Genomic DNA, 20,077 nt, shown 5'->3' with positions numbered 1-20,077 from the left:
GCGAAGGGGACTTTACGCAATGGATATCATCCTCCTGGGCCCTCCGGGCGCCGGCAAGGGGACGCAGGCCCAGCGCCTGGTCGAACACCACGGAATGCTGCAGCTTTCGACCGGCGACATGCTGCGCGAAACACGCAAAGCCGATACCGAGCTGGGCCACAAGGTCGCTGACATCATGGATTCGGGCGGGCTCGTATCGGACGAGATCGTGTCGGCGATGATCGATGCCAAGCTGGCCGATATGGGGCCGGAAACGGGTGCGATCTTCGACGGCTATCCCCGCACTGCGGCCCAGGCCGACCAGCTCGACGATATCCTTGCTCGGCACGGCCGCAAGCTCGACCATGTGATCGAGCTCGAAGTGAACGAGGAAGCTCTGGTCGAACGGATCACGGGCCGCTTCACCTGCGCCAATTGCGGCGCCGGCTATCACGACGTGTTCAAGCAGCCGGCGACACCCGGCGTATGCGACAAGTGCGGATCGACCGAGTTCAAGCGCCGTCCCGACGACAATGAGGAGACGGTGCGCAAGCGGATGCAGGAATATCGCGGCAAGACCGCGCCGATCCTGCCCGGCTACGAACAGCGCGGCATCGTCAGCCGGGTCGATGGCATGGACTCGATCGAAGACGTTACGCACGCGATCGACGCTATCCTCACCCGCTGATCCCACTCGGGTTTCCATGACCCGGTACTTGGCCTAAGGCCGACCTCTCGACAGAGGGAGATTGGTCTTATGCGCCTTGCCGGAACCCTGTTTGCCGCTGCTGCGCTTGGCTTTACGGCGCCATTGTCCGCCGAGGTTGCGGAAACCACCGCCAGCGGCTTCGTCACGCGTGACATGGCCGAGGTTGCGGCTACCCCGATGCAGACCTGGCTGGCATTGATCCGTCCGGGCGCGTGGTGGAACGATGCGCATACATGGTCGGCAGATGCGGCCAACATGACGCTGACCCCGCAGGCGGGCGGCTGCCTGTGTGAACGCGTGCCGGGCGAGGACCGTGCCGACGGCTTTTCGCTCGATGGCAGTGTGCAGCACATGGTCGTGGTCCAGTCTTACCCGTTGAAGAACCTGCGCATGCGCGGGGGACTGGGTCCATTGCAGGGCGAACCCGCCACCGGTGTACTGACGATTACTCTGGAAGAGATCGACGGCGGGACACGGATCCGCTGGGAATATGTTGTCGGCGGCTACATGCGTTACGAAGTGCCGACTATCGCTGCCGCGGTCGATCAGGTGATGAGCCAGCAATTGCACGGGCTGCGCGATCATCTGGGCGCGCTCGGCGGAGCCGCGGCGACCGTGCCACGAGACAGCGATCCTGCGGCTGCTGAGGACGCAAGCCTCGAAGACCAGATCGACGCGTTGGACGGGGCGGGGTAGGCCAAGAGCCAGGTCGGGGACACCACGGCCGGGCGCCGATCATGCTTCCCTCAGGGTTTTGACGTATGGCGGCCGATGGGCTAGGGCGTGATCTTCTCGGACGACAGCGGCCGCATGGGTCGCTGTGGATCTCGCTGCGTGCTGGGCAGTTGACCTCGGCGTCGAATCCCCCTAAGCGCGCGGTTCATTCGACATTGCGGCGATTCCGGCGGATGGCAGTGATATCTGCGTCGAGCCGGATTTTGCGTTAGGCAGGGGCTGCAAGCGTCGGATTGAGCGATGAGATAGGACCGCCGGCCTCACCGGCGCCTGTGGAGCATGGAGAAGTAAGTGGCTCGTATTGCCGGGGTAAACATCCCCACCAACAAGCGCGTGATCATCGCGCTCACCTATATTCACGGTATCGGCCGAAACAACGCCGTCGAGATCGCCGACAAGCTCGGTATCGATCACACCCGCCGCGTGCAGGACCTGTCCGACGAGGAAGTCCTGCGCATCCGCGAGACGATCGATGCGGATTACACCGTGGAAGGCGACCTTCGCCGCGAAACCGCGATGAACATCAAGCGGCTCATGGACCTGCGGTCCTACCGCGGTCTGCGTCACCGTGCCGGTCTGCCCGTTCGCGGCCAGCGCACTCACACCAACGCCCGCACCCGCAAGGGCAAGGCCAAGCCGATCGCTGGCAAGAAGAAGTAAGCGCAGGGGCATTCCCCGCGCTTTTGCCTTCTTGATAGATTAGAGGAATACAGACCATGGCACGCGAACCCGGCCGCGTTAGGCGCCGCGACAAAAAGAACATTTCCAGCGGCGTTGCGCATATCAACGCCAGCTTCAACAACACAATGATCACCATCACCGACGCACAGGGCAATGCGATCAGCTGGTCCAGCGCCGGCATGATGGGCTTCAAGGGCAGCCGCAAGTCGACTCCCTATGCTGCGCAGGTCGCCGCCGACGACGCGGGCCGCAAGGCCGCCGAGCATGGCGTGCGCACCCTCGAAGTCGAAGTGAAGGGTCCGGGCTCGGGCCGCGAAAGCGCGCTGCGCGGTCTCGCGGCAGTGGGCTTCACCATCACTTCGATTCGCGACGTGACGCCGATCCCGCACAACGGGGTCCGTCCTTCCAAGCGTCGTCGCGTCTGATCCGTACCTGCCTGGCGGCTCGCTGACGCGGGCCGCCGACACCCTCTCACGGACCGGACGCTCTTACCGAAGAGCGCCGGTCCTGCCCGCATCCGAACCAGGGGATTTTCATGTCCGTCAACATTAAGAACTGGCAGGAACTCAAGAAACCCAGCGTCCTTGATATCAAGGCAGCTAGCGACAAGCCTCACAAGGTCACCTTCGTCGCCGAACCGCTCGAGCGGGGCTTCGGCCTGACGCTCGGCAATGCGCTGCGGCGCGTGCTCCTGAGCTCGCTGCAGGGCGCTGCGATCACTTCGATCAAGATCGAAAACGTACTCCACGAATTCAGCTCGCTCGCCGGCGTGCGCGAAGACGTGACCGACATCGTCCTCAACGTGAAGCAGATCGCGCTGAAGATGGAAGGCGAAGGCATGAAGCGCCTGCAGCTTTCCGCAACCGGCCCGGGTGAAGTGACCGCGGGTGATATCGCCGTTTCGGGCGACATCGAAGTGATGAACAAGGATCTCGTGATCTGTCATCTCGATGAAGGCGCGACGCTCAACATGGAACTGACCGCGGACACCGGCAAGGGCTACAGCCCCGCCGTGATGAACCGTCCGGCCGACGCGCCGATCGGCCTGATCCCGGTCGACAGCCTGTATTCGCCGGTTCGCCAGGTCAGCTACAAGGTCGAGAACGCCCGTGTTGGCCAGGAACTCGACTACGACAAGCTGTCGATCACCATCGAAACCGACGGCACCGTCTCGCCCGAAGATGCCGTGGCCTATGCCGCGCGCATCCTTCAGGACCAGCTGACGCTCTACGTCCACTTCGAAGACGGCATCCCGCAGCCGACCTCGGCCATGATCGGCCAGGCCGCCGAGCCGCAGGAAAGCGACACCAACCAGCTCAACCGTTACCTGCTCAAGAAGGTCGACGAGCTGGAACTGTCGGTCCGTTCGGCCAACTGCCTCAAGAACGACAACATCATCTATATCGGCGACCTGGTCCAGAAGACCGAAGCCGAGATGCTCCGTACGCCGAACTTCGGCCGCAAGTCCTTGAACGAAATCAAGGAAGTGCTCTCGTCGATGGGTCTGCGCCTCGGCATGGACATCCCCGGATGGCCGCCGGAGAACATCGAGGAAATGGCCAAGAAGCTCGAACAGGAACTCCTGGGCTAACGCAATCAGGGTGCCCCGGCGCAGGTCGGGGCTCCCTTCCATCGGCACAGCGCCGGTGGAAATACGAATGGGCGTAGGTGACGGCCCGCAACGGTCACCGGCTTCGGGCTACCTAGAACGGGCCCTTATCGAACAAAGGAAGAGATACGATGCGTCACAAGATTTCCGGCCGCAAGCTGCAGCGCAAGACCGGCCACCGTCATGCCATGCTGCGCAACATGGCTGCCGCGCTGATCAAGCACGAGCAGATCATGACCACGCTGCCCAAGGCCAAGGAAATGCGGCCCTACATCGAAAAGCTGATCACGCTCGCGAAGCGTGGCGGCCTGTCGAACCGTCGTCTGGCAATGAGCCGCCTGCAGGACGAAACGCAGCTCAAGAAGCTGTTCGACATCCTTGCCGAACGTTATTCGGACCGTGAAGGCGGCTACAGCCGCGTCATCAAGGCCGGCTACCGTGCCAGCGACGCCGCCCAGATGGCAATCATCGAGCTGGTCGACCGCGACGAAGACGCCAAGGGCCAGGATTCGGGCCCGGTGATGAATGAAGACAGCGAGTTCGAAGACGCCTGAGGCGCTCTCGAATGAAGACATGCGGGGCCGGGCGGGAAACTGTCCGGCCCTTTTGTTTTGCATGGGTGCGGCGGCATGGCACAAGGCGCGCATGATCAGACATGCCATCACCGCCGCCGCGCTGCTCGCCGCTGTTCCGCTTGCCGCCCAGTCCGTCACGCAGGAGCAGATCGTGACGCGCTACGACCGCTCCTTCGCTGCAGGGTACAAGGCGCTGTTCCTGTGCAGCGCAATCGCGAATGCTGAGCGCAACGGTGCATCGCGGACTGCCGAAAGCGTCTTCGAATGGGAACTGTCGGGCATTCAGGCACCCCTGGGGCCGCTGGCCGATGCGATGCCCTACCGGATCGCGCGCGGCGCAGACGGGACTGTCGAAACGGTCTCGGTCGAATGGGCTGATGACGCACCGCCGCGGATTGCCGTGCATGATTCGCGAATGGGCTGCGCGCAGCTTCCGATAGGGGGACGCCCCGATCCGGTCGTCACCAAGCGGCCCGCCAGCACGATCGAACGCAGTGCGCCGATTGCTGCCACGGGCGCATTGGCTGGCACGTTCGCGCATGGGTTCGGCGATACCTATGGCGAGGGAACGCGCACGACGGCGGTGCTCGCAATGCGCGATGGCGAGGTACTGGGCGAACTTTATGCGCCAGGGTTCGGGCCCGCCGTGCCGCAGCGCACATGGTCGGTCGCGAAAAGCATCGCCGCGACGCTGGTCGGCATGGCAGTGCACCGCGGCGAGGCGGCAGTGGACCAGTCCGCCGGGCTGGGGATCGACATCAATGACGCGCGCTCGCAGATAACGCTCGATCACCTGCTGCGCATGGCATCGGGACGCTATTCGGACACCGCGGGCAACCGCACCGATCCCCTGTATTATGGCGGATCGACCGTGGCCGAAACCGCTCTGCACTGGCCACTGGTGCATGAACCGGGCAGCATCTTCCGCTATGCCAACAACGACACGCTGGCCGCAGTCAATGCGATCGAAGCGTCGCTGGCGAAGCAGCCGCCCGCGCAGGTTTTCGCGCAGCTCAGCATGTTCGATACGGTCGCGGAAACCGACTGGCGCGGCGATTACATCCTGTCGAGCCAGGTATGGTCCACCGCGCGCGATCTCGCGCGGCTCGGACAGCTCTATCTGGATGACGGCGTGCTGGCGGATGGCACGCGGGTGCTGCCGGAAGATTGGGCGGATTACGTCTCCGCCCCCGACGGCCCGCAGCCCGATGGCCCCTTCGGCTACGGTGCCGGCTTCTGGCTGCTTGATGCGGTGAACGGCGTCCCAGCCGGTACCTTCGCCGCGATGGGGAACCGTGGGCAGTTCATCGTGATCGTGCCGAGCCGTGACACGGTCATCGTCCGGCGGGGCGAGGACCTGGCCGGGCACCGGTTCGATATCGCCGCCTTCACGCGCGACGTGCTGGCTTCGCTGGAATGAACCATTCATAAAAACGTCGCCTAAACTGAACAAAGGCTGTCGTCCAAGTTCAGCCTCGTCTCACGCCCGTTCATCTAGACCGATTCTCACAGCCGGGGCATTCCCGCCGCGGCCCTGATGAGGAGACCCTCGAGATGAAACAGTTCAGCAAAACGTTCGCGAAGGGTGGGATCGCAGCGGCAACGGTCGGGGCAATGGCCCTGGCGGGTGCCACACCGGCACAGGCACGCGGCGACGACGACGGGATTTCGGTCGGCGAGGTAATCGCCGGCGCAGTGATCATCGGCGGTATTGCTGCCATCGCCGGTGCTGCCAGCAAGGACCGCAACCGCGACCGCTACGGCTATAATGGCGGCGCCTACCGCTATGACAATGACTACCGCCGCGATGCCTACGCCAGGCGCGGCAATCCGCGCGCCGCAGTGCAGCGCTGCGTCAACGCCGCACAGGTCGATGCGCGCCGCTCCGGCTATCGCCACGCGTCGGTCACCGATATCCGTAGCGTGAAGGACACGCGCTATGGCTGGAAGGTCAGGGGCACGATGGTTGTCGATGGCCAGCGCGGTTACCGCGATGCGCGCTACGATCGCCGCCGCGACCGGTACAGCGCCCGCGATAGCGGCAAGTTCACCTGCTACATCGAACGCGGCCGCGTTGCCGATGTCGACTACAGCGGTATTCGCGGACTGCGCTGATCGCGTTGCACGCACCACCACGGGCGGTTCAGGCCTCGTTTAGCCCGGGCCGCCCATTCTTGCCGTATTGCCATACGCGTGCCGGGGTGAGCGCGCGACCGTAGGGGATCCATATGCTGACCAGACCATCCATTGCCGCGCTGCCGGCGCTGCTGGCAGCCACCTCGCTGGTGGCCATGCCCGCGCAGGCGGCCGAACTGCCGATCCCGCCCGCGATAGCCCAGCCGGTTGCCGCGGCTCCGGCCTGGACCCCGGGCGACGACGATGCCGCGAAGCATCGCCGCTACCGCGATCGCCGTTACCGCGACCGCGGGACCGATGTCGGCGACATCCTCACCGGACTGCTGATCATCGGCGGCATCGCTGCGGTCGCCAGCGCGGTCGACAAGTCGGACGAGCGTGAATACCCGCGCGATGCGCGTTATCCCGATCCCCGCCGCGACACCGATCGCGCCGACGATGCACGGGGGCTCGACCGCGCCGCCGCGATGTGTGTCGAAGCCATCGAACGCGATGCGCGGGTCGACACGGTCGATGCGGTCAACCGCGATGCGAGTGGCTGGAGGGTCGATGGCCGCATGTATGATGGCCAGGCCTTCACTTGCCGGATCGGACCGGACGGGCGGATCGATGGGATCGATTACGGCAGTGGCATGGCCAGTTACGACGCGGGCGGGGCAGGCAGCTACGGCTATCAGCCGGCGACCGACCGGCAATACGGCGCCGACGTCTACGCGGCGGCACGCGCGCGGGCCGATGGCGCGCAGCCTGCCTATCCGGGCGGCCCCCTGCCGGGCGACGACGTGATCGACGGGGATCTCGAATACGGGACCGCCTATCGCGGCACCGGCGGCTAGTCGCGGCCGTAGGCCGGCAGCGCGAGGTTCCAGCGGATCGCCGCAAGCCGCAGGCCATATCCCGCGGCGGTTGCAGCCACCCACACCCATTCGCGGCGGATGCCTGCCAGATCGCCCAGCACGGTAACGCTGGCGGAAAGCGCGGCGGCGGTGACATAGAGTTCGGGGCGCATGAGGATCGATGGACGCCCTGCCACCACATCGCGGATGATCCCGCCGACGCAGCCGGTGATCACGCCCATCAGCGCGGCGGTTACGGGCGGTATCCCATATTCGAGCGCCTTGGCCGCGCCAAGCACGGCGTAGGCCGCCAGCCCGAGGCCGTCGGCAATCGAGAGGAACCGGCCGGCCCACCATCTCGTCGGGATGAACCACGCGAACAGCGAGACCGCGAGGCAGACCACGGCCACCCCGCCATCGTGGATCCAGAACACCGGGGCACCGATCAGCAGGTCGCGCACGGTGCCGCCGCCAACCCCCGTGACCAGCGCGAAAAATGCCAGCGTGACGAAGGTCTGCCGCTCCTTCGCCGCCACCAGCGCACCGGTCAGCGCGAAGATGGCGACGCCGGCAAGATCGAGCCAGTCGAGCAGGGGGGTCAGGACCTCGGGATTCATGCGATAGCCGCGTGCGCGCCGTGCCCTGGCACGATCGCGTCCTCGCCGGCCATCCGGCCCGGCTGCTGTTTCCGCTTGCGGGCAGGGCGCTGAAGGCCGCGCTGGTATTCCATGTCGTCGAGGCTCCCTAGCCGTGGAGTATCGTGCCGATCGACTCCGCCGCGGCGATGCAGTCGAGATCGGCCCACCTGCGCGAGATCACCTGCATTCCGCAAGGCAGCCCGCCGGTTTCGCCCACAGGCAGGACGGTAGAAGGCAGGTTGGGATAGGTCGCGAGCCCCGCCCAGCACAGCGTGCTGCCACCGGGCTGCTGCGTCCCGTTTATCATCACGGGGCCATCGAACACGCGCCCTTCGCTGTGTTCGACCGCGAGGACGGGGGCGGGGGGCGCTAGCACGAAGTCGTAAACTGCGAACAGGCGGGCCCAGGCATTCTCGCTGCGCGCCTGCAGGTCGAGCATGTCGAACCAGTCGCTGGCGCTGGCCCGCTTGCCGCCGGGCCCGGGCATGCCGCGCGCCATCGCGACATTGAGCATCCGCATATATTCGGCATGCTCGGTTGCCAGATCGGGGACGAGCTCGCTTGCGCGGTCGATGGCCATGCCCGCGCGCTCGAGCTCTGCCGCGGCCGCTTCGATGGGTGCGCGCACCGCTGCATCGGTCGGGCAGGATGGGTGGTCGAGCAGCAGCAGCGCCCGGCAGTCTTTCAGCGGCTTGCCGCTTGCCTGAAGCGGGACCGAGCGGGTCAGTTCGACCAGCAATCGCAGATCGGCCGCATTGCGCGCTAGCGGGCCGGCAATGCCCAGCGCGCCATCATGCGCATTCCTGCCGGCAAGTTGCGGGTGCACATGGCCCTGCAAGGGGACGAGGCCCCAGCTGCTCTTGTGCCCCCAGATGCCGCAGAAATGCGCGGGCACGCGGACCGACCCCCCGATGTCGGTGCCGAAGTCGCACGCGACCATGCCGCTGGCCACTGCCGCCGCCGCGCCGCCCGACGATCCGCCCGGAGAACGGCCTGCATCATGCGGGTTGTTGGTCCGGCCGTAGACCGGATTGCGCGATTGCCAGTCGGCCAGGTCGGGCGGGACATTGGTCTTGCCGAGGATAACCGCGCCCGCGCCCTTCAGCAGGCTGACCACGCGGGCATCGGCTTTCGCGATATTGTCGGCATAGGCCTGATGCCCCCAGCAGGTGGGAAGGCCTTCGACATCGAAGCTTTCCTTGATCGTCATGGGCACACCGAACAGGGGCTGGTCGGCGGCGATCCCCGTGTCGGTCAGCGTGCGCGCGCGCTCGAGCGCGCGGTCGAAGTCGGTGGCCACCACCGCGTTGATGTGCGCATCGAGCCGTTCGATCCGCGCGATGGCCGCTTCCACGGCCTCGTATGGGGACATCTCGCCATTGCGAATGGCGGTTGCCGTGGCGATCGCGCCGGGCTTGTCGGTAAGTGCGGGGTAACCCATGCTGTCTCCTCTTGCCCCCAATGTCGGACAAGCGGCCAGCGTGGTCAATCGCGCTGTTCTAATCCTGGCGCGTATGCCGCGCGAGCGCCAGCGCGAGCCCATATCCAAGGATCGGCGCGGCGCCGTAGCCGATCAGCACGCTGGGATAATTCGACACGAACGCCGCGAGCGAAAAGCCGAACAGCGATCCCGCCAGCGCATGGCGCGTGGATTTTGCCGCGGGCAGGGCATGCGCAAACATCAGGAAACCGGCAAGCAGTGCCATGCCGAGACCGAGTGCAGCCAGCGGCTCGCGCAGCGCCAGATCGACCAGCACGCGCTCGACGAAGGGCTGTGCGGGCAGTTCGCCGCGCAGCACCGCGCCGATGCTGGCAAGAAAGGCTATTCCCGCGACGGGCACCATGCGCCAATCCTGGCCGGCATTGTAAAGCCCCACGGCGGCCATCATCACGGCAAGCGCGGTCGCGGCATCGGGTTGGAGGCTGGCGGCGAGCAGCGCGGCCAGCAGGATCGGTGGAGCGTAATCCTCGTCTCGCGCTGCCAGCACGACCAGCGCGGGCAGCGCAAGCGCCCCTGCATGCAAATTGACCGGCCCCAGGGGCAGCCATCGCGCCACTGCGCCGAGATGGGGCCCGCTGACTAGCGGGACGAACAACAGGGCGAGCAGGACCAGCGTAAGGACGCGCCGCTCGCGCTCGGCAAGCCGCAGCGGCGCAAACGCCGCGATCGGCACAGCTATGAGCAGGGCCAGTGCGTTGGCTAAGGGATAGGCGAGCGGTGCGCTGCCCAGCACGAGGTAGAGCAGTCCCGCAGCTACGGGAATGCCGAGCGCGAGCATGATCGCCGCGCGCCCGGCCATTCAGCGGTCCTTGCTCGTCGCAGGAAGGGCCGCGCCGTCAGCCACCCGATCAGACGTGGATGGGCTTGCCCTGGACCGCCATCGCCGCTTCCTTGATCGCTTCGGAATGCGTCGGGTGGGCATGGCAGGTATAGGCGATATCTTCGGACGTAGCGCCGAATTCCATCGCCTGGGTCGCCTGCGCGATCATCGTCCCGGCAACGCTGGCAATCGCCCAGACGCCGAGCACGCGGTCGCTTTCGGCTTCGGCGATGATCTTCACGAAGCCGTCGGGTTCGTGATTGGTCTTGGCGCGGCTGTTGGCCATCATCGGGAACTTGCCGACTTTGACCTTGGACTTGTCGCCGCCCATCTTTTCGATGGCTTCTTCCTGCGTCAGGCCGACACCGGCAAACTCGGGCCAGGTGTAAACCACGCCGGGGATGAGATCGTGGTTCACGATGCCCGTCTGCCCGGCGACATTCTCGGCGCAGGCAATGCCTTCATCCTCGGCCTTGTGCGCCAGCATCGGACCCGGCACCACATCACCGATCGCCCAAACGCCGTCGACCTTGGTGCGGAAATCGTGATCGATCTCGATCTGGCCGCGCTGGTTGGTTTCCAGACCGATGTTTTCCAGCCCCAGCCCATCGGTGTTCGGGCGGCGGCCGATCGATACCAGCACGCAATCCGCCTCGAGCGTTTCCTCGTCCCCGCCAGCGGCGGGTTCGAGCGTGAGCGTGGCTTTCTTGCCCTTGACCGTGCAGCCGGTGACCTTGGTCGACAGGCGCAGTTCCATGCCCTGCTTCTTGAAGATCTTGGCTGCTTCCTTGCGAACATCGTCGTCCATGCCGGGCAGCAGCTTGTCGAGATATTCGACGACGGTCACCTGCGCGCCGAGCCTGCACCAGACCGAACCGAGTTCGAGCCCGATCACGCCGCCGCCGATGACGACCATCTTTTTCGGCACTGCGTTGAGTTCGAGCGCCCCGGTGGAATCAACCACCACCTGCTTGTCGTTATCGACCTCGACACCGGGCAGCGGGGTCACCGAGGAGCCGGTTGCGATGATGATGTTCTTCGCGGTGACCGTTTCGTCACCGACCTTGACCGTATGCGCGTCCTGGAAGGTGGCGTGGCCGTTCTTCCAGTCGACCTTGTTCTTCTTGAACAGGAAAGCGACGCCCTTGGTCAGCCCCTCGACCGCATCGCGGCGCTGCGCATGCATCTTGTCGAGATCGAGCTTGGGCATGACCTCGATGCCCATCTCCGCCATCGTGCCGTTGCTGGCGGCGTTGAAGTATTCCGACGCGTGCAGCATCGCCTTCGACGGGATGCAGCCGACATTGAGGCAGGTCCCGCCCAACGTGTCGCGGCTTTCGGCGCAGGCGGTCTTCAGGCCGAGCTGGGCCGCGCGGATCGCAGCGACATAGCCCCCCGGGCCAGCGCCGATGACAAGGACGTCGTAGTCGTATTCAGCCATTATTCTTTCCTCAAAGGTCGATCAGCATCCGGGTCGGATCTTCGATCGCTTCCTTGATGATCTTGAGTGCGGTGACAGCCTCGCGGCCGTCGATCAGGCGGTGGTCGTAGGACAGCGCGATATACATCATCGGGCGGATGACGATCTCGCCGTCGACCACGACCGGGCGGTCCTCGATGCGGTGCAGGCCGAGGACGGCGCTCTGCGGCGGGTTGATGATCGGCGTCGACATCAGCGATCCGAACACGCCGCCGTTGGAGATGGTGAAGGTGCCGCCCTTCATGTCGTCCATCGTCAGCGTGCCTTCCTTGGCGCGCTTGCCGAAATCGGCGATGTCCTTCTCGATCCGCGCGAAACCTTTGTCCTGCGCGTCACGGATGACCGGAACGACGAGGCCGTTGGGTGCCGACACGGCGACCGAGATGTCGACATAGTCGTGATAGACGATCTCGTCGCCCTCGATATAGGCGTTGACCGAGGGGACGTCCTTCAGCGCCAGGCAGGCGGCCTTGGCGAAGAAGCCCATGAAGCCGAGCCGGATGTCGTGCTTCTTGGCGAACATGTCCTTGTACTTGCCGCGCGCCTCCATCACCGCCGACATGTCGACGTCGTTGAAGGTGGTCAGCAGCGCGGCGCTTTCCTGCGCGCCCTTCAGCCGCTTGGCGATGGTCTGGCGCATGCGCGTCATTTTGACGCGTTCCTCGCGGCGTTCGCCGCCCGTGGACGCGGGTGCCGGGGCGGAGGATGCCGGCGTGCTGCCGCCGGCGCGCTTGGCGTTGGCGGCGGCGATGACGTCTTCCTTGGTCAGGCGGCCATCGCGGCCCGTGCCCTTGATCGTTGACGGGTCGACCCCGTGTTCGAGCACTGCGCGGCGCACAGCCGGCGAAAGCGTCTGCGCGGCGTCCGACGAAGCGGCGGGTGCAGGTGCAGGCGTGTCGGCGCGTTCCTGCTTGCCTTCTTCGCGCTCTTCCTGCGCACGGCCGGCCTCGGCGCCCTTGGCGGCGGGCGCGGCGCCTTCCTCGATCACCGCGATGATGGCGTCGATCTCGACCGTGTCACCGACCGCGACCTTGAATTCCTTGATCACCCCGGCGACGGGCGAGGGGGCCTCGACCGCGACCTTGTCGGTTTCGAGACTGACGATCGGCTCGTCGACGGCAACGGCATCGCCGACGTTCTTGAGCAATTCGCCGACGGTCGCTTCGGTGACCGATTCACCCAGCGTGGGAACTTTGACTTCGGTGGCCATAATCTCGCTTTCCCGAGTTACTTGCAGTCACTGCGGACGTTGGGCGCGGTGCCGTTCAGTCCGAGTGCGATGTTGACGAGGGCTTCCTGCTGCACCTGGTGGCGGCTGGCGTAACCCGTGGCGGGCGAGGCAGCGACTTCGCGTCCCGCATAGCACGGGCGCATGCCCGACTTGCCGGCGGCTTCGGCCGCTTCCTCGATCAGGCGATCGACGAAGAACCATGCACCGTTGTTCTTCGGTTCTTCCTGGCACCAGACGATCTGTTCCAGATTGGTCATCCGGCTCAGACGCTTTGCCAGCGGTTCGCCCGGGAAGGGGTAAAGCTGCTCGATCCGCACGATCGAGACGTCTTCGAGCTCGGTCTCGTCGCGGCGCTGTAGCAGGTCGTAGGCGACCTTGCCGCTGCACAGTACGAGGCGCTTCACCTTCTCGTCGGGAATGGTCTTCGTGTCGGACTTGATCCGCATGAAGTGGTGATCGCCCATGAACTCGGCCGCGTCCGACTTGGCCATCGGATGGCGCAGCAGGCTCTTCGGCGTCATGATTACCAGCGGCTTGCGGAAGCTGCGCAGCATCTGGCGGCGCAGCACGTGGAAATAATTGGCGGGCGTGGTGATGTTGCAGACCTGGATGTTGTCGTTCGCGCACAGCTGCAGGAAGCGCTCGAGACGCGCCGAACTGTGTTCCGGGCCCTGGCCCTCGTAGCCATGCGGCAGCAGCAGGACGAGCCCGTTTGCGCGGAGCCACTTGGCTTCGCCGGCGGCGATGAACTGGTCGATCATGATCTGCGCGCCATTGGCGAAATCGCCGAACTGCGCTTCCCACATCACCAGGCTCTTCGGATCCGCCATGGCAAACCCGTATTCGAAGCCAAGCACGCCGTATTCGGACAGCGGGCTGTCATAGACCTCGAACTTGCCGTGCGGCAGCGTGGTCAGCGGGATGTACTTGTGCTCGTCCTTCTGGTCGACCCAGACGGCGTGACGCTGGCTGAACGTGCCGCGCCCCGAATCCTGGCCCGACAGACGCACGCCGAAGCCTTCGGTGACGAGGCTGCCGAACGCAAGCGCTTCGGCGGTGGCCCAGTCGAACCCTTCGCCGCTGGAGAACATGTCTTCCTTGGCCTTGAGCACGCGGCCCAGGGTCTTGTGGATCGTCAGGTCGTCGGGGGTCGTGGTCAGTGTCCGGCCGAGGCTGTCGAACAGCTTCTTCTCGATCGCGGTTTCGACGTTCCGGCGGGCGGTTTCCGGATCGGCGGGCTTGTTCATGCCCGACCACCGGCCACCGAACCAGTCGGCCTGGTCCGGCTTGTAATCCTTGGCTTCCTTGAATTCCTTTTCGAGGTGATCGGTGAATTCGGCGATCAGCCCGTCGGCGAAGCCCTTCTCGATCACGCCTTCGTCCTCGAGCCGCGCGGAATAGATCGCGCTGACCTTCGGGTGCTGGCGGATCTCGTCATACATCAGCGGCTGGGTGAACTTGGGCTCATCACCCTCGTTGTGGCCGAAGCGGCGGTAGCACCACATGTCGATCACGATGTCGCGGCCGAAGGTCTGGCGGTATTCGACCGCCAGCTTGCACGCGAAGGTGACCGCTTCGGGATCGTCGCCATTGACGTGCAGGATCGGCGCCTGGACGCCCTTGGCCACGTCGCTGGGATAGGGCGAGGAGCGCGCGAACTGCGGGCTGGTGGTGAAGCCGATCTGGTTGTTGATGACGAAGTGCAGGCAGCCGCCGGTGTTGTAGCCGCGCACGCCCGAGAAGCCGAGGCATTCCCAGACGATGCCCTGGCCGGCAAAGGCCGCATCGCCGTGCAGCAGCACGGGCAGGACCTGTTCGTGCTGCTTGAGATCGTCGCGGATCGCCTGCTGCGCACGGCTCTTGCCGAGCACCACCGGGTTGACCGCCTCGAGGTGGCTGGGGTTGGGAACCAGCGACATGTGCACGTTGATACCGTCGAATTCGCGGTCGGTGCTGGTGCCGAGGTGGTATTTCACATCGCCCGAACCGCCGACGTCGTCGGGATTGGCACTGCCGCCCGAAAATTCGTGAAAGATGACCTTGTACGGCTTGCCCATGACGTTGGCGAGCACGTTGAGGCGGCCGCGGTGGGCCATGCCGTAGATGATTTCGCGCACGCCCAGCTGGCCACCGTATTTGATGACCGCTTCGAGCGCGGGGATCATGCTTTCGCCGCCATCGAGACCGAAGCGCTTGGTGCCGACGTATTTCTTGCCGAGGAAGGCTTCGTACTGTTCGCCGCGGATCACTGCCGCGAGGATGGCCTTCTTGCCTTCCTCGGTGAACTGGATCGTGTCTTCGGGGGTCTCGAACTTGTCCTGCAGGAAACGGCGTTCTTCCGTATCCGTGATGTGCATGTATTCGAGGCCGACATTGCCGCAATAGGTTGCGCGCAGCGCGTCATAAAGCTCGCTGACCTTGACCCATTCGAAGCCGAACACGCCGCCGACATAGACCTCGCGGCCTTCCTGTCCGTCGAAACCGTGCCATTCGAGCGTCAGGTCCTCGGGCACCTCGCGATGCGACAGGCCCAGCGGATCGAGATTGGCGGCCAGATGGCCGCGCACGCGATAGAGCCGGATGAGCAGCATGGCGCGGATCGAGATCGTCCGCCGCCTGCTCGATCGCCTTGGGGTCGAGCGTCTTGCCCGCCTTCTGAGCCGCCTGCGCAACCGCCGCACGCATCTGCGTGGGGTCGAGCGCGGCGGTCAGATCCGCCCCGCTGTCGACCACTTCGGCGAGCCATTTGGGGTTGCCCCAGCTCGGGCCCGGCTGCGGGCCTTCCTGGTCACCCATTTCGGGAAGGAAATCGTGGCTTTCGTTACCCATCCGGGTCACCTTTCGCGCGCCGACCTGCTGTCGGCTCTCTATGGCAATGCCTCAGCGGCGCGGACGGTCCCGGGGAGGAGGGGGTCCGCGCCGAATGTCAGGCGTGTTCCTTCAACAGTGCGTCGAGCGTGGTGCCGAGTTCGCTCGGGCTCGGCGAGACGCGGATGCCCGCATCTTCCATGGCCGCGATCTTGTCGTCGGCGCCGCCCTGGCCGCCCGAGACGATGGCGCCCGCGTGACCCATGCGGCGGCCCGGAGGCGCCGTGCGGCCGGCGATGAAACCGACCATCGGCTTCTTGCGGCCCTTGGCGGCTTCCTGCTTGATGAATTCGGCGGCTTCTTCCTCGGCGCTGCCGCCGATTTCGCCGATCATGATGATCGATTCGGTTTCCTCGTCGTCGAGGAAGAGATCGAGCACGTCGATGAAATTGGTGCCATTGACCGGATCGCCGCCGATGCCGACTGCGGTGGTCTGGCCGAGGCCGACCTGCGTCGTCTGGTGGACGGCTTCATAGGTCAGCGTGCCCGAGCGCGACACCACGCCGACGCTGCCCTTCTTGAAGATGCTGCCGGGCATGATGCCGATCTTGCATTCGCCCGGGGTCAGGACGCCGGGGCAGTTCGGGCCGATGAGGCGCGACTTCGAGCCCTGCAGTGCGCGCTTGACGCGAACCATGTCGAGTACGGGAATGCCTTCGGTGATCGCGATGATCAGCTCGATCTCGGCGTCGATCGCCTCGAGGATCGAATCCGCGGCGAACGGCGGCGGGACGTAGATGCACGAAGCGGTCGCACCGGTTTCGGCCTTGGCTTCGGACACGGTGTTGTAAACGGGGAGGCCGATATGCTCGCTGCCGCCCTTGCCGGGGGTCACGCCCGCGACCATCTGCGTGCCATAAGCAAGCGCCTGCTCGGTGTGGAACGTGCCGGTATCACCGGTCATGCCCTGCGTGATGACCTTGGTGTCTTTGTTTACGAGGATGGACATTCACTTGTTCTCCGTTCGGGTTCCCACGACCAGTCGCATGGCCGGGGCTTCACGTGATCCTGTGGGGGCGATCTGAACGATGCGCCCTTGGGCACCGAACAGGATTTCGCCGTTTTCGTTCGCGTCTGGAAGCTTGCCTCCAAAGGCAGCCTTGAATTCGTTGTAGGTGTCGAAGCTCTCGATACGGGCATTGACCACGCAGAAGCCATCACTGCTGAGATTGCTCAGAATGATGATCGGGGCGCGTTCGCTGTGGCCGTAGATGATGGGGCCATCTTCGATCGTGCTGCCATCGCCGTCGCGCATCGTTGCGCGTGCCCAGCCGAGCTCTTCGAGAGACGATGCGGAAATCGAACCGCTGTCGGTTGCCGCGAAGCAATCCTTGTAGCTTTGCAAAATGTCCGGGAGCGCAGCCTCGCGAAGCTGCGCCGACGCCGGCGCAGCAAGCAAAGCCGCACTACCCAGAAAGATCAAAGCACGCTTAAGCAAGGCTGCTATCCAAGCCCTTGCAGGCTTCGAGCAGCTCCTCGACCGCGTCGGTCGAGACCTTGAGGTTGGCCTTTTCCTCGTCGCTGAGTTCGATCTCGATCACCTCTTCGGTGCCGCCCGCGCCGATCATCGTCGGTACGCCGACATACAGCCCGTCGAGGCCGTACTTGCCTTCGACATAGCTGGCGCAGGGCAGGATGCGCTTGGTGTCGCCGAGATAAGCTTCGGCCATCGCGATCGCGCTGGTGGCGGGGGCGTAATAGGCCGAGCCGTTGCCGAGCAGGCCGACGATCTCGCCGCCGCCTTTGCGGGTGCGGTCGACGATTTCGTCGATGCGGCTTGCCGACACGCCCTTGATCTTGGCGAAGTCGTTGACCGGGATGCCGTTGATCGTGGTGTAGCTGGTGACCGGAACCATGGTGTCGCCGTGGCCGCCGAGCACGAAGGCGTTCACATCCTTCACCGACACGTCGAATTCCCAGGCGAGGAAGGTGGCGAAGCGTGCGCTGTCGAGCACGCCGGCCATGCCGACGACCTTGTTGTGCGGCAGTCCGCTGAATTCGCGCAGCGCCCAGACCATCGCGTCGAGCGGGTTGGTGATGCAGATGACGAATGCGTCGGGGCAGTTGTTCTTGATGCCTTCGCCGACCGCCTTCATCACTTTGAGGTTGATGCCGAGCAGATCGTCGCGGCTCATGCCGGGCTTGCGCGGCACGCCTGCGGTGACGATCACCACGTCGGCACCGGCGATGTCGGCATAGTCGTTGGTGCCGGTGATCTTGGCGTCAAAGCCTTCGACCGGGCCGCACTGGCTGAGGTCGAGCGCCTTGCCCTGTGGCATGCCTTCGGCGATGTCGAACAGGACGATGTCGCCCATTTCCTTCTTCGCCGCGAGGTGGGCGAGCGTTCCGCCGATCATGCCGGCGCCGATGAGGGCGATCTTCTTGCGTGCCATGGAAATGAGGGTCCTTGTTCCTGCCGTGCGGGACAGTAATGATACCCGGACCGATGAGCGGGCCGTGCTTCACGTGTCCCGCAAAGGAGGCACAGCACCCGGTCGATTGCGAATGCGCCCTAGGCCCGTGCCCGAGCGATTGCAACCGCCAATACCAAGCGGCGCAAAACTATGTTTGCAAATAGTTATCAATTGCAATAAGCGCGCGTGCGCGTCGTGATACCATGGCCGGGAGCGGGGTGGTTTGCCGGTGGTCCTGGTGCCCCGCGAAGCACGCGGCAAGCCAACGTGCGATGGCGTTCAGCGAGCGCGCGAAGTCAGCCGATCAGCGCGGTTTCCGGCATCACCCGGCTTTCGAGTTGCCGCGCGAGGCGCGCGTCGAGCGTGCGGCAGATGCCGAGCCACCAGCGATAGCTGTCCTCGTCACCGGCACGGAATGCCTCTTCGGCCATGTCGCGCGCGGTTTCCGCCGCCTTGAGGCCATGCGCGCCGAAATGGCGCAGCGCCGCGCGCATTGCGCGGTCTAGCCCGGCTACCGGTGGCTGCGACGACGATCCCGCGGCCCCGCCATTGTCGTTCGCTGCCCTGCCATGGGCCTTCCTCGCCAATGCGCGCGCGATCGGCGAATGGGCGGTGGAGCGGGCGGCAGCGAAATGGAGGGGCATGCCTGGAACCTCGTGTAGCGACTGGGGGACGTTCTCCCTAGCGCAGCGCGCGCTAAACTTCGGTTCCGTGACATGGTTGGGGAGATGTAAAGGCCCCCCTGTGCCAATCCCTTAGGGTTGCTGCCCGGGCTGCGAAATCCAGCGTCCCGAATTGGCGTATTCCTCGCGCACGGTGCCCGATTGCGGCAGCTTGCCCGCGTCCCGCGGCGTATCGGCGGCCGCGGTTGCGCTGGCTGCCGGGGCGGCGGCCTCGAAGCCGGTCCGGGCCGTGGCAGCACTCGAGACGGGGCCGCTGTCCAGTTCGCGAACATCGGCGCGGCGGACGGTGGGCGCTGCCAGCGGTTCGCTGCCCGCATAGGCGTCGGTGAAGGCGCCTGCGGTCCCGGCGCCGCCCTTCCAGCGGTAGAAGCGATGCGCCCCGATCGTGCGGATATAGTCGAGGCTCGCCGCCCAATAGGGGTTCACGTAATTGGTGTGGTAATGCGTCGCCAGCCCGATCGGCCGATAGACCTCGCCCGCCAGTGCAGCCAGTGCGACCGACTGCGCAACCGCCCAGCCGCGCCGCGCCGGCGTGCGCCTGAGCGATCCGTCGCAGGTGAAGCTGAACTGGCACCCGGTCGTGCGTTCGGCCCCCTGGAACACGACACCGCACACGCTTGCCGGATAGGCCGGATGCGCCACCCGGTTGAGCACCACCTGCGCCACCGCCTGCTGCCCGCCGTAGCTCTCGCTCGCCGCCTCGTAATAGACGGCCATCGACAGGCATTGCAGCGCGCGCGCCTTGTCGACCCCGCTGCCCGCCTGGCGGAAGGCCTCGGCTGCGGCGCCCGCGCCGTGGCTTTCGGCAAACTCGACCGTTTCCAGCGCGCCTTCGTCCCCGCGCAGCTCCGCATAGTCCGTCGCCAGGCGCGGCGCGTCCTCGAGATAGTAGAAAGCGGAACCGGGAAAGCTTTCCCCCGGCGTCTCGAACGGCATGGCGGTGAGGCCAGCCTGTTCGTCCACCTTCCCCATGGCGCCGGCGAAATCCCACCATTCGCCCTGCGCTGCAAAGGTCGGCAGGGCGATCGCGGCTGCCAGCAACCCGCCGCGGGCCGCGATCTTGCGGCGCTGGCGCCGGCGCGCCTCGTGGCGCAGCGCACGCGGCGAGGGCGCGCGCCGGGCGCGCCGCTGATCCCTCGCTGCTGGTGTCCTCTGGCTCACGTTCGGTCCTGTTCTGCGCCG

Annotated in this window: 19 protein-coding genes and 1 pseudogene; 9 read left to right on the top strand and 11 right to left on the bottom strand. The window is 65.4% G+C overall.

What is annotated here, in order from left to right; all coding sequences use genetic code 11:
• Window positions 1–19: 19 nt before the first annotated feature.
• The 9 genes from WKH79_RS05600 to WKH79_RS05560 all read left to right on the top strand — a co-directional run bounded on the left by WKH79_RS05600 (window position 20) and on the right by WKH79_RS05560 (window position 7,260).
• A complete protein-coding gene (locus WKH79_RS05600; RefSeq protein WP_341859870.1) occupies window positions 20–667 on the top strand; it encodes an adenylate kinase in 648 nt (215 codons plus the stop codon).
• A gap of 69 nt (window positions 668–736) precedes the next feature.
• Complete coding sequence (locus WKH79_RS05595) at window positions 737–1,384, top strand: SRPBCC family protein (RefSeq protein ID WP_341859869.1); 648 nt, start codon at window positions 737–739, stop codon at window positions 1,382–1,384.
• A gap of 330 nt (window positions 1,385–1,714) precedes the next feature.
• Window positions 1,715–2,083, top strand: coding sequence for a 30S ribosomal protein S13 (gene rpsM, locus WKH79_RS05590; RefSeq protein ID WP_050599036.1), 369 nt, complete (start codon window positions 1,715–1,717; stop codon window positions 2,081–2,083).
• A 56-nt stretch (window positions 2,084–2,139) separates the two neighbouring features.
• On the top strand, window positions 2,140–2,529 hold the full coding sequence (gene rpsK, locus WKH79_RS05585; RefSeq protein ID WP_006831904.1) for a 30S ribosomal protein S11: 390 nt from the start codon (window positions 2,140–2,142) through the stop codon (window positions 2,527–2,529).
• A 110-nt stretch (window positions 2,530–2,639) separates the two neighbouring features.
• Complete coding sequence (locus WKH79_RS05580) at window positions 2,640–3,695, top strand: DNA-directed RNA polymerase subunit alpha (protein WP_050599035.1); 1,056 nt, start codon at window positions 2,640–2,642, stop codon at window positions 3,693–3,695.
• A gap of 149 nt (window positions 3,696–3,844) precedes the next feature.
• The gene (rplQ, locus tag WKH79_RS05575) at window positions 3,845–4,267 is read left to right on the top strand and encodes a 50S ribosomal protein L17 (protein WP_063512196.1); all 423 of its coding nucleotides are present in this window, start codon (window positions 3,845–3,847) and stop codon (window positions 4,265–4,267) included.
• Between the two features lie 91 nt (window positions 4,268–4,358).
• Window positions 4,359–5,708 carry a serine hydrolase gene (locus WKH79_RS05570; RefSeq protein ID WP_341859868.1) on the top strand — a complete coding sequence of 450 codons (1,350 nt, stop codon included), beginning with the start codon at window positions 4,359–4,361 and terminating at the stop codon, window positions 5,706–5,708.
• A gap of 134 nt (window positions 5,709–5,842) precedes the next feature.
• The gene (locus WKH79_RS05565; protein WP_341859867.1) at window positions 5,843–6,403 is read left to right on the top strand and encodes a hypothetical protein; all 561 of its coding nucleotides are present in this window, start codon (window positions 5,843–5,845) and stop codon (window positions 6,401–6,403) included.
• Between the two features lie 113 nt (window positions 6,404–6,516).
• On the top strand, window positions 6,517–7,260 hold the full coding sequence (locus tag WKH79_RS05560; protein WP_341859866.1) for a hypothetical protein: 744 nt from the start codon (window positions 6,517–6,519) through the stop codon (window positions 7,258–7,260).
• Here the strand turns inward: WKH79_RS05560 and WKH79_RS05555 are convergent.
• From WKH79_RS05555 to WKH79_RS05505, 11 genes and pseudogenes are all read right to left on the bottom strand, one after another.
• A complete protein-coding gene (locus tag WKH79_RS05555; protein WP_050599031.1) occupies window positions 7,257–7,877 on the bottom strand; it encodes a trimeric intracellular cation channel family protein in 621 nt (206 codons plus the stop codon). The two genes, WKH79_RS05560 and WKH79_RS05555, sit on opposite strands and share 4 nt — an antisense overlap.
• A 127-nt stretch (window positions 7,878–8,004) precedes the next feature.
• Entirely contained in the window at window positions 8,005–9,339 is a 1,335-nt protein-coding gene (locus WKH79_RS05550) for an amidase family protein (RefSeq protein WP_341859865.1), read from the bottom strand.
• Between the two features lie 58 nt (window positions 9,340–9,397).
• Entirely contained in the window at window positions 9,398–10,198 is an 801-nt protein-coding gene (locus tag WKH79_RS05545) for a hypothetical protein (RefSeq protein ID WP_341859864.1), read from the bottom strand.
• Window positions 10,199–10,247: 49 nt separating this feature from the next.
• On the bottom strand, window positions 10,248–11,660 hold the full coding sequence (gene lpdA / locus WKH79_RS05540) for a dihydrolipoyl dehydrogenase (RefSeq protein WP_341859863.1): 1,413 nt from the start codon (window positions 11,658–11,660) through the stop codon (window positions 10,248–10,250).
• A 10-nt stretch (window positions 11,661–11,670) separates the two neighbouring features.
• Complete coding sequence (odhB, locus tag WKH79_RS05535; protein WP_341859862.1) at window positions 11,671–12,909, bottom strand: 2-oxoglutarate dehydrogenase complex dihydrolipoyllysine-residue succinyltransferase; 1,239 nt, start codon at window positions 12,907–12,909, stop codon at window positions 11,671–11,673.
• A 17-nt stretch (window positions 12,910–12,926) separates the two neighbouring features.
• Window positions 12,927–15,759: pseudogene (locus WKH79_RS05530) on the bottom strand (2-oxoglutarate dehydrogenase E1 component).
• 97 nt (window positions 15,760–15,856) lie between these two features.
• On the bottom strand, window positions 15,857–16,747 hold the full coding sequence (sucD, locus tag WKH79_RS05525; RefSeq protein ID WP_050599025.1) for a succinate--CoA ligase subunit alpha: 891 nt from the start codon (window positions 16,745–16,747) through the stop codon (window positions 15,857–15,859).
• A complete protein-coding gene (locus WKH79_RS05520; protein WP_160766624.1) occupies window positions 16,748–17,236 on the bottom strand; it encodes a hypothetical protein in 489 nt (162 codons plus the stop codon).
• A complete protein-coding gene (mdh, locus tag WKH79_RS05515) occupies window positions 17,229–18,191 on the bottom strand; it encodes a malate dehydrogenase (protein ID WP_063512386.1) in 963 nt (320 codons plus the stop codon). Before mdh ends, WKH79_RS05520 begins: the two co-directional genes overlap by 8 nt.
• A gap of 317 nt (window positions 18,192–18,508) precedes the next feature.
• Complete coding sequence (locus WKH79_RS05510; protein ID WP_063505568.1) at window positions 18,509–18,856, bottom strand: hypothetical protein; 348 nt, start codon at window positions 18,854–18,856, stop codon at window positions 18,509–18,511.
• A 111-nt stretch (window positions 18,857–18,967) separates the two neighbouring features.
• Window positions 18,968–20,056, bottom strand: coding sequence for a cell wall hydrolase (locus WKH79_RS05505; protein WP_341859861.1), 1,089 nt, complete (start codon window positions 20,054–20,056; stop codon window positions 18,968–18,970).
• Window positions 20,057–20,077: the final 21 nt, after the last annotated feature.

Source organism: Qipengyuania sp. GPGPB31 (assembly GCF_038396345.1).
Classification (GTDB): domain Bacteria; phylum Pseudomonadota; class Alphaproteobacteria; order Sphingomonadales; family Sphingomonadaceae; genus Qipengyuania; species Qipengyuania citrea.
This window is presented reverse-complemented; position numbering and strand designations above follow the sequence as displayed.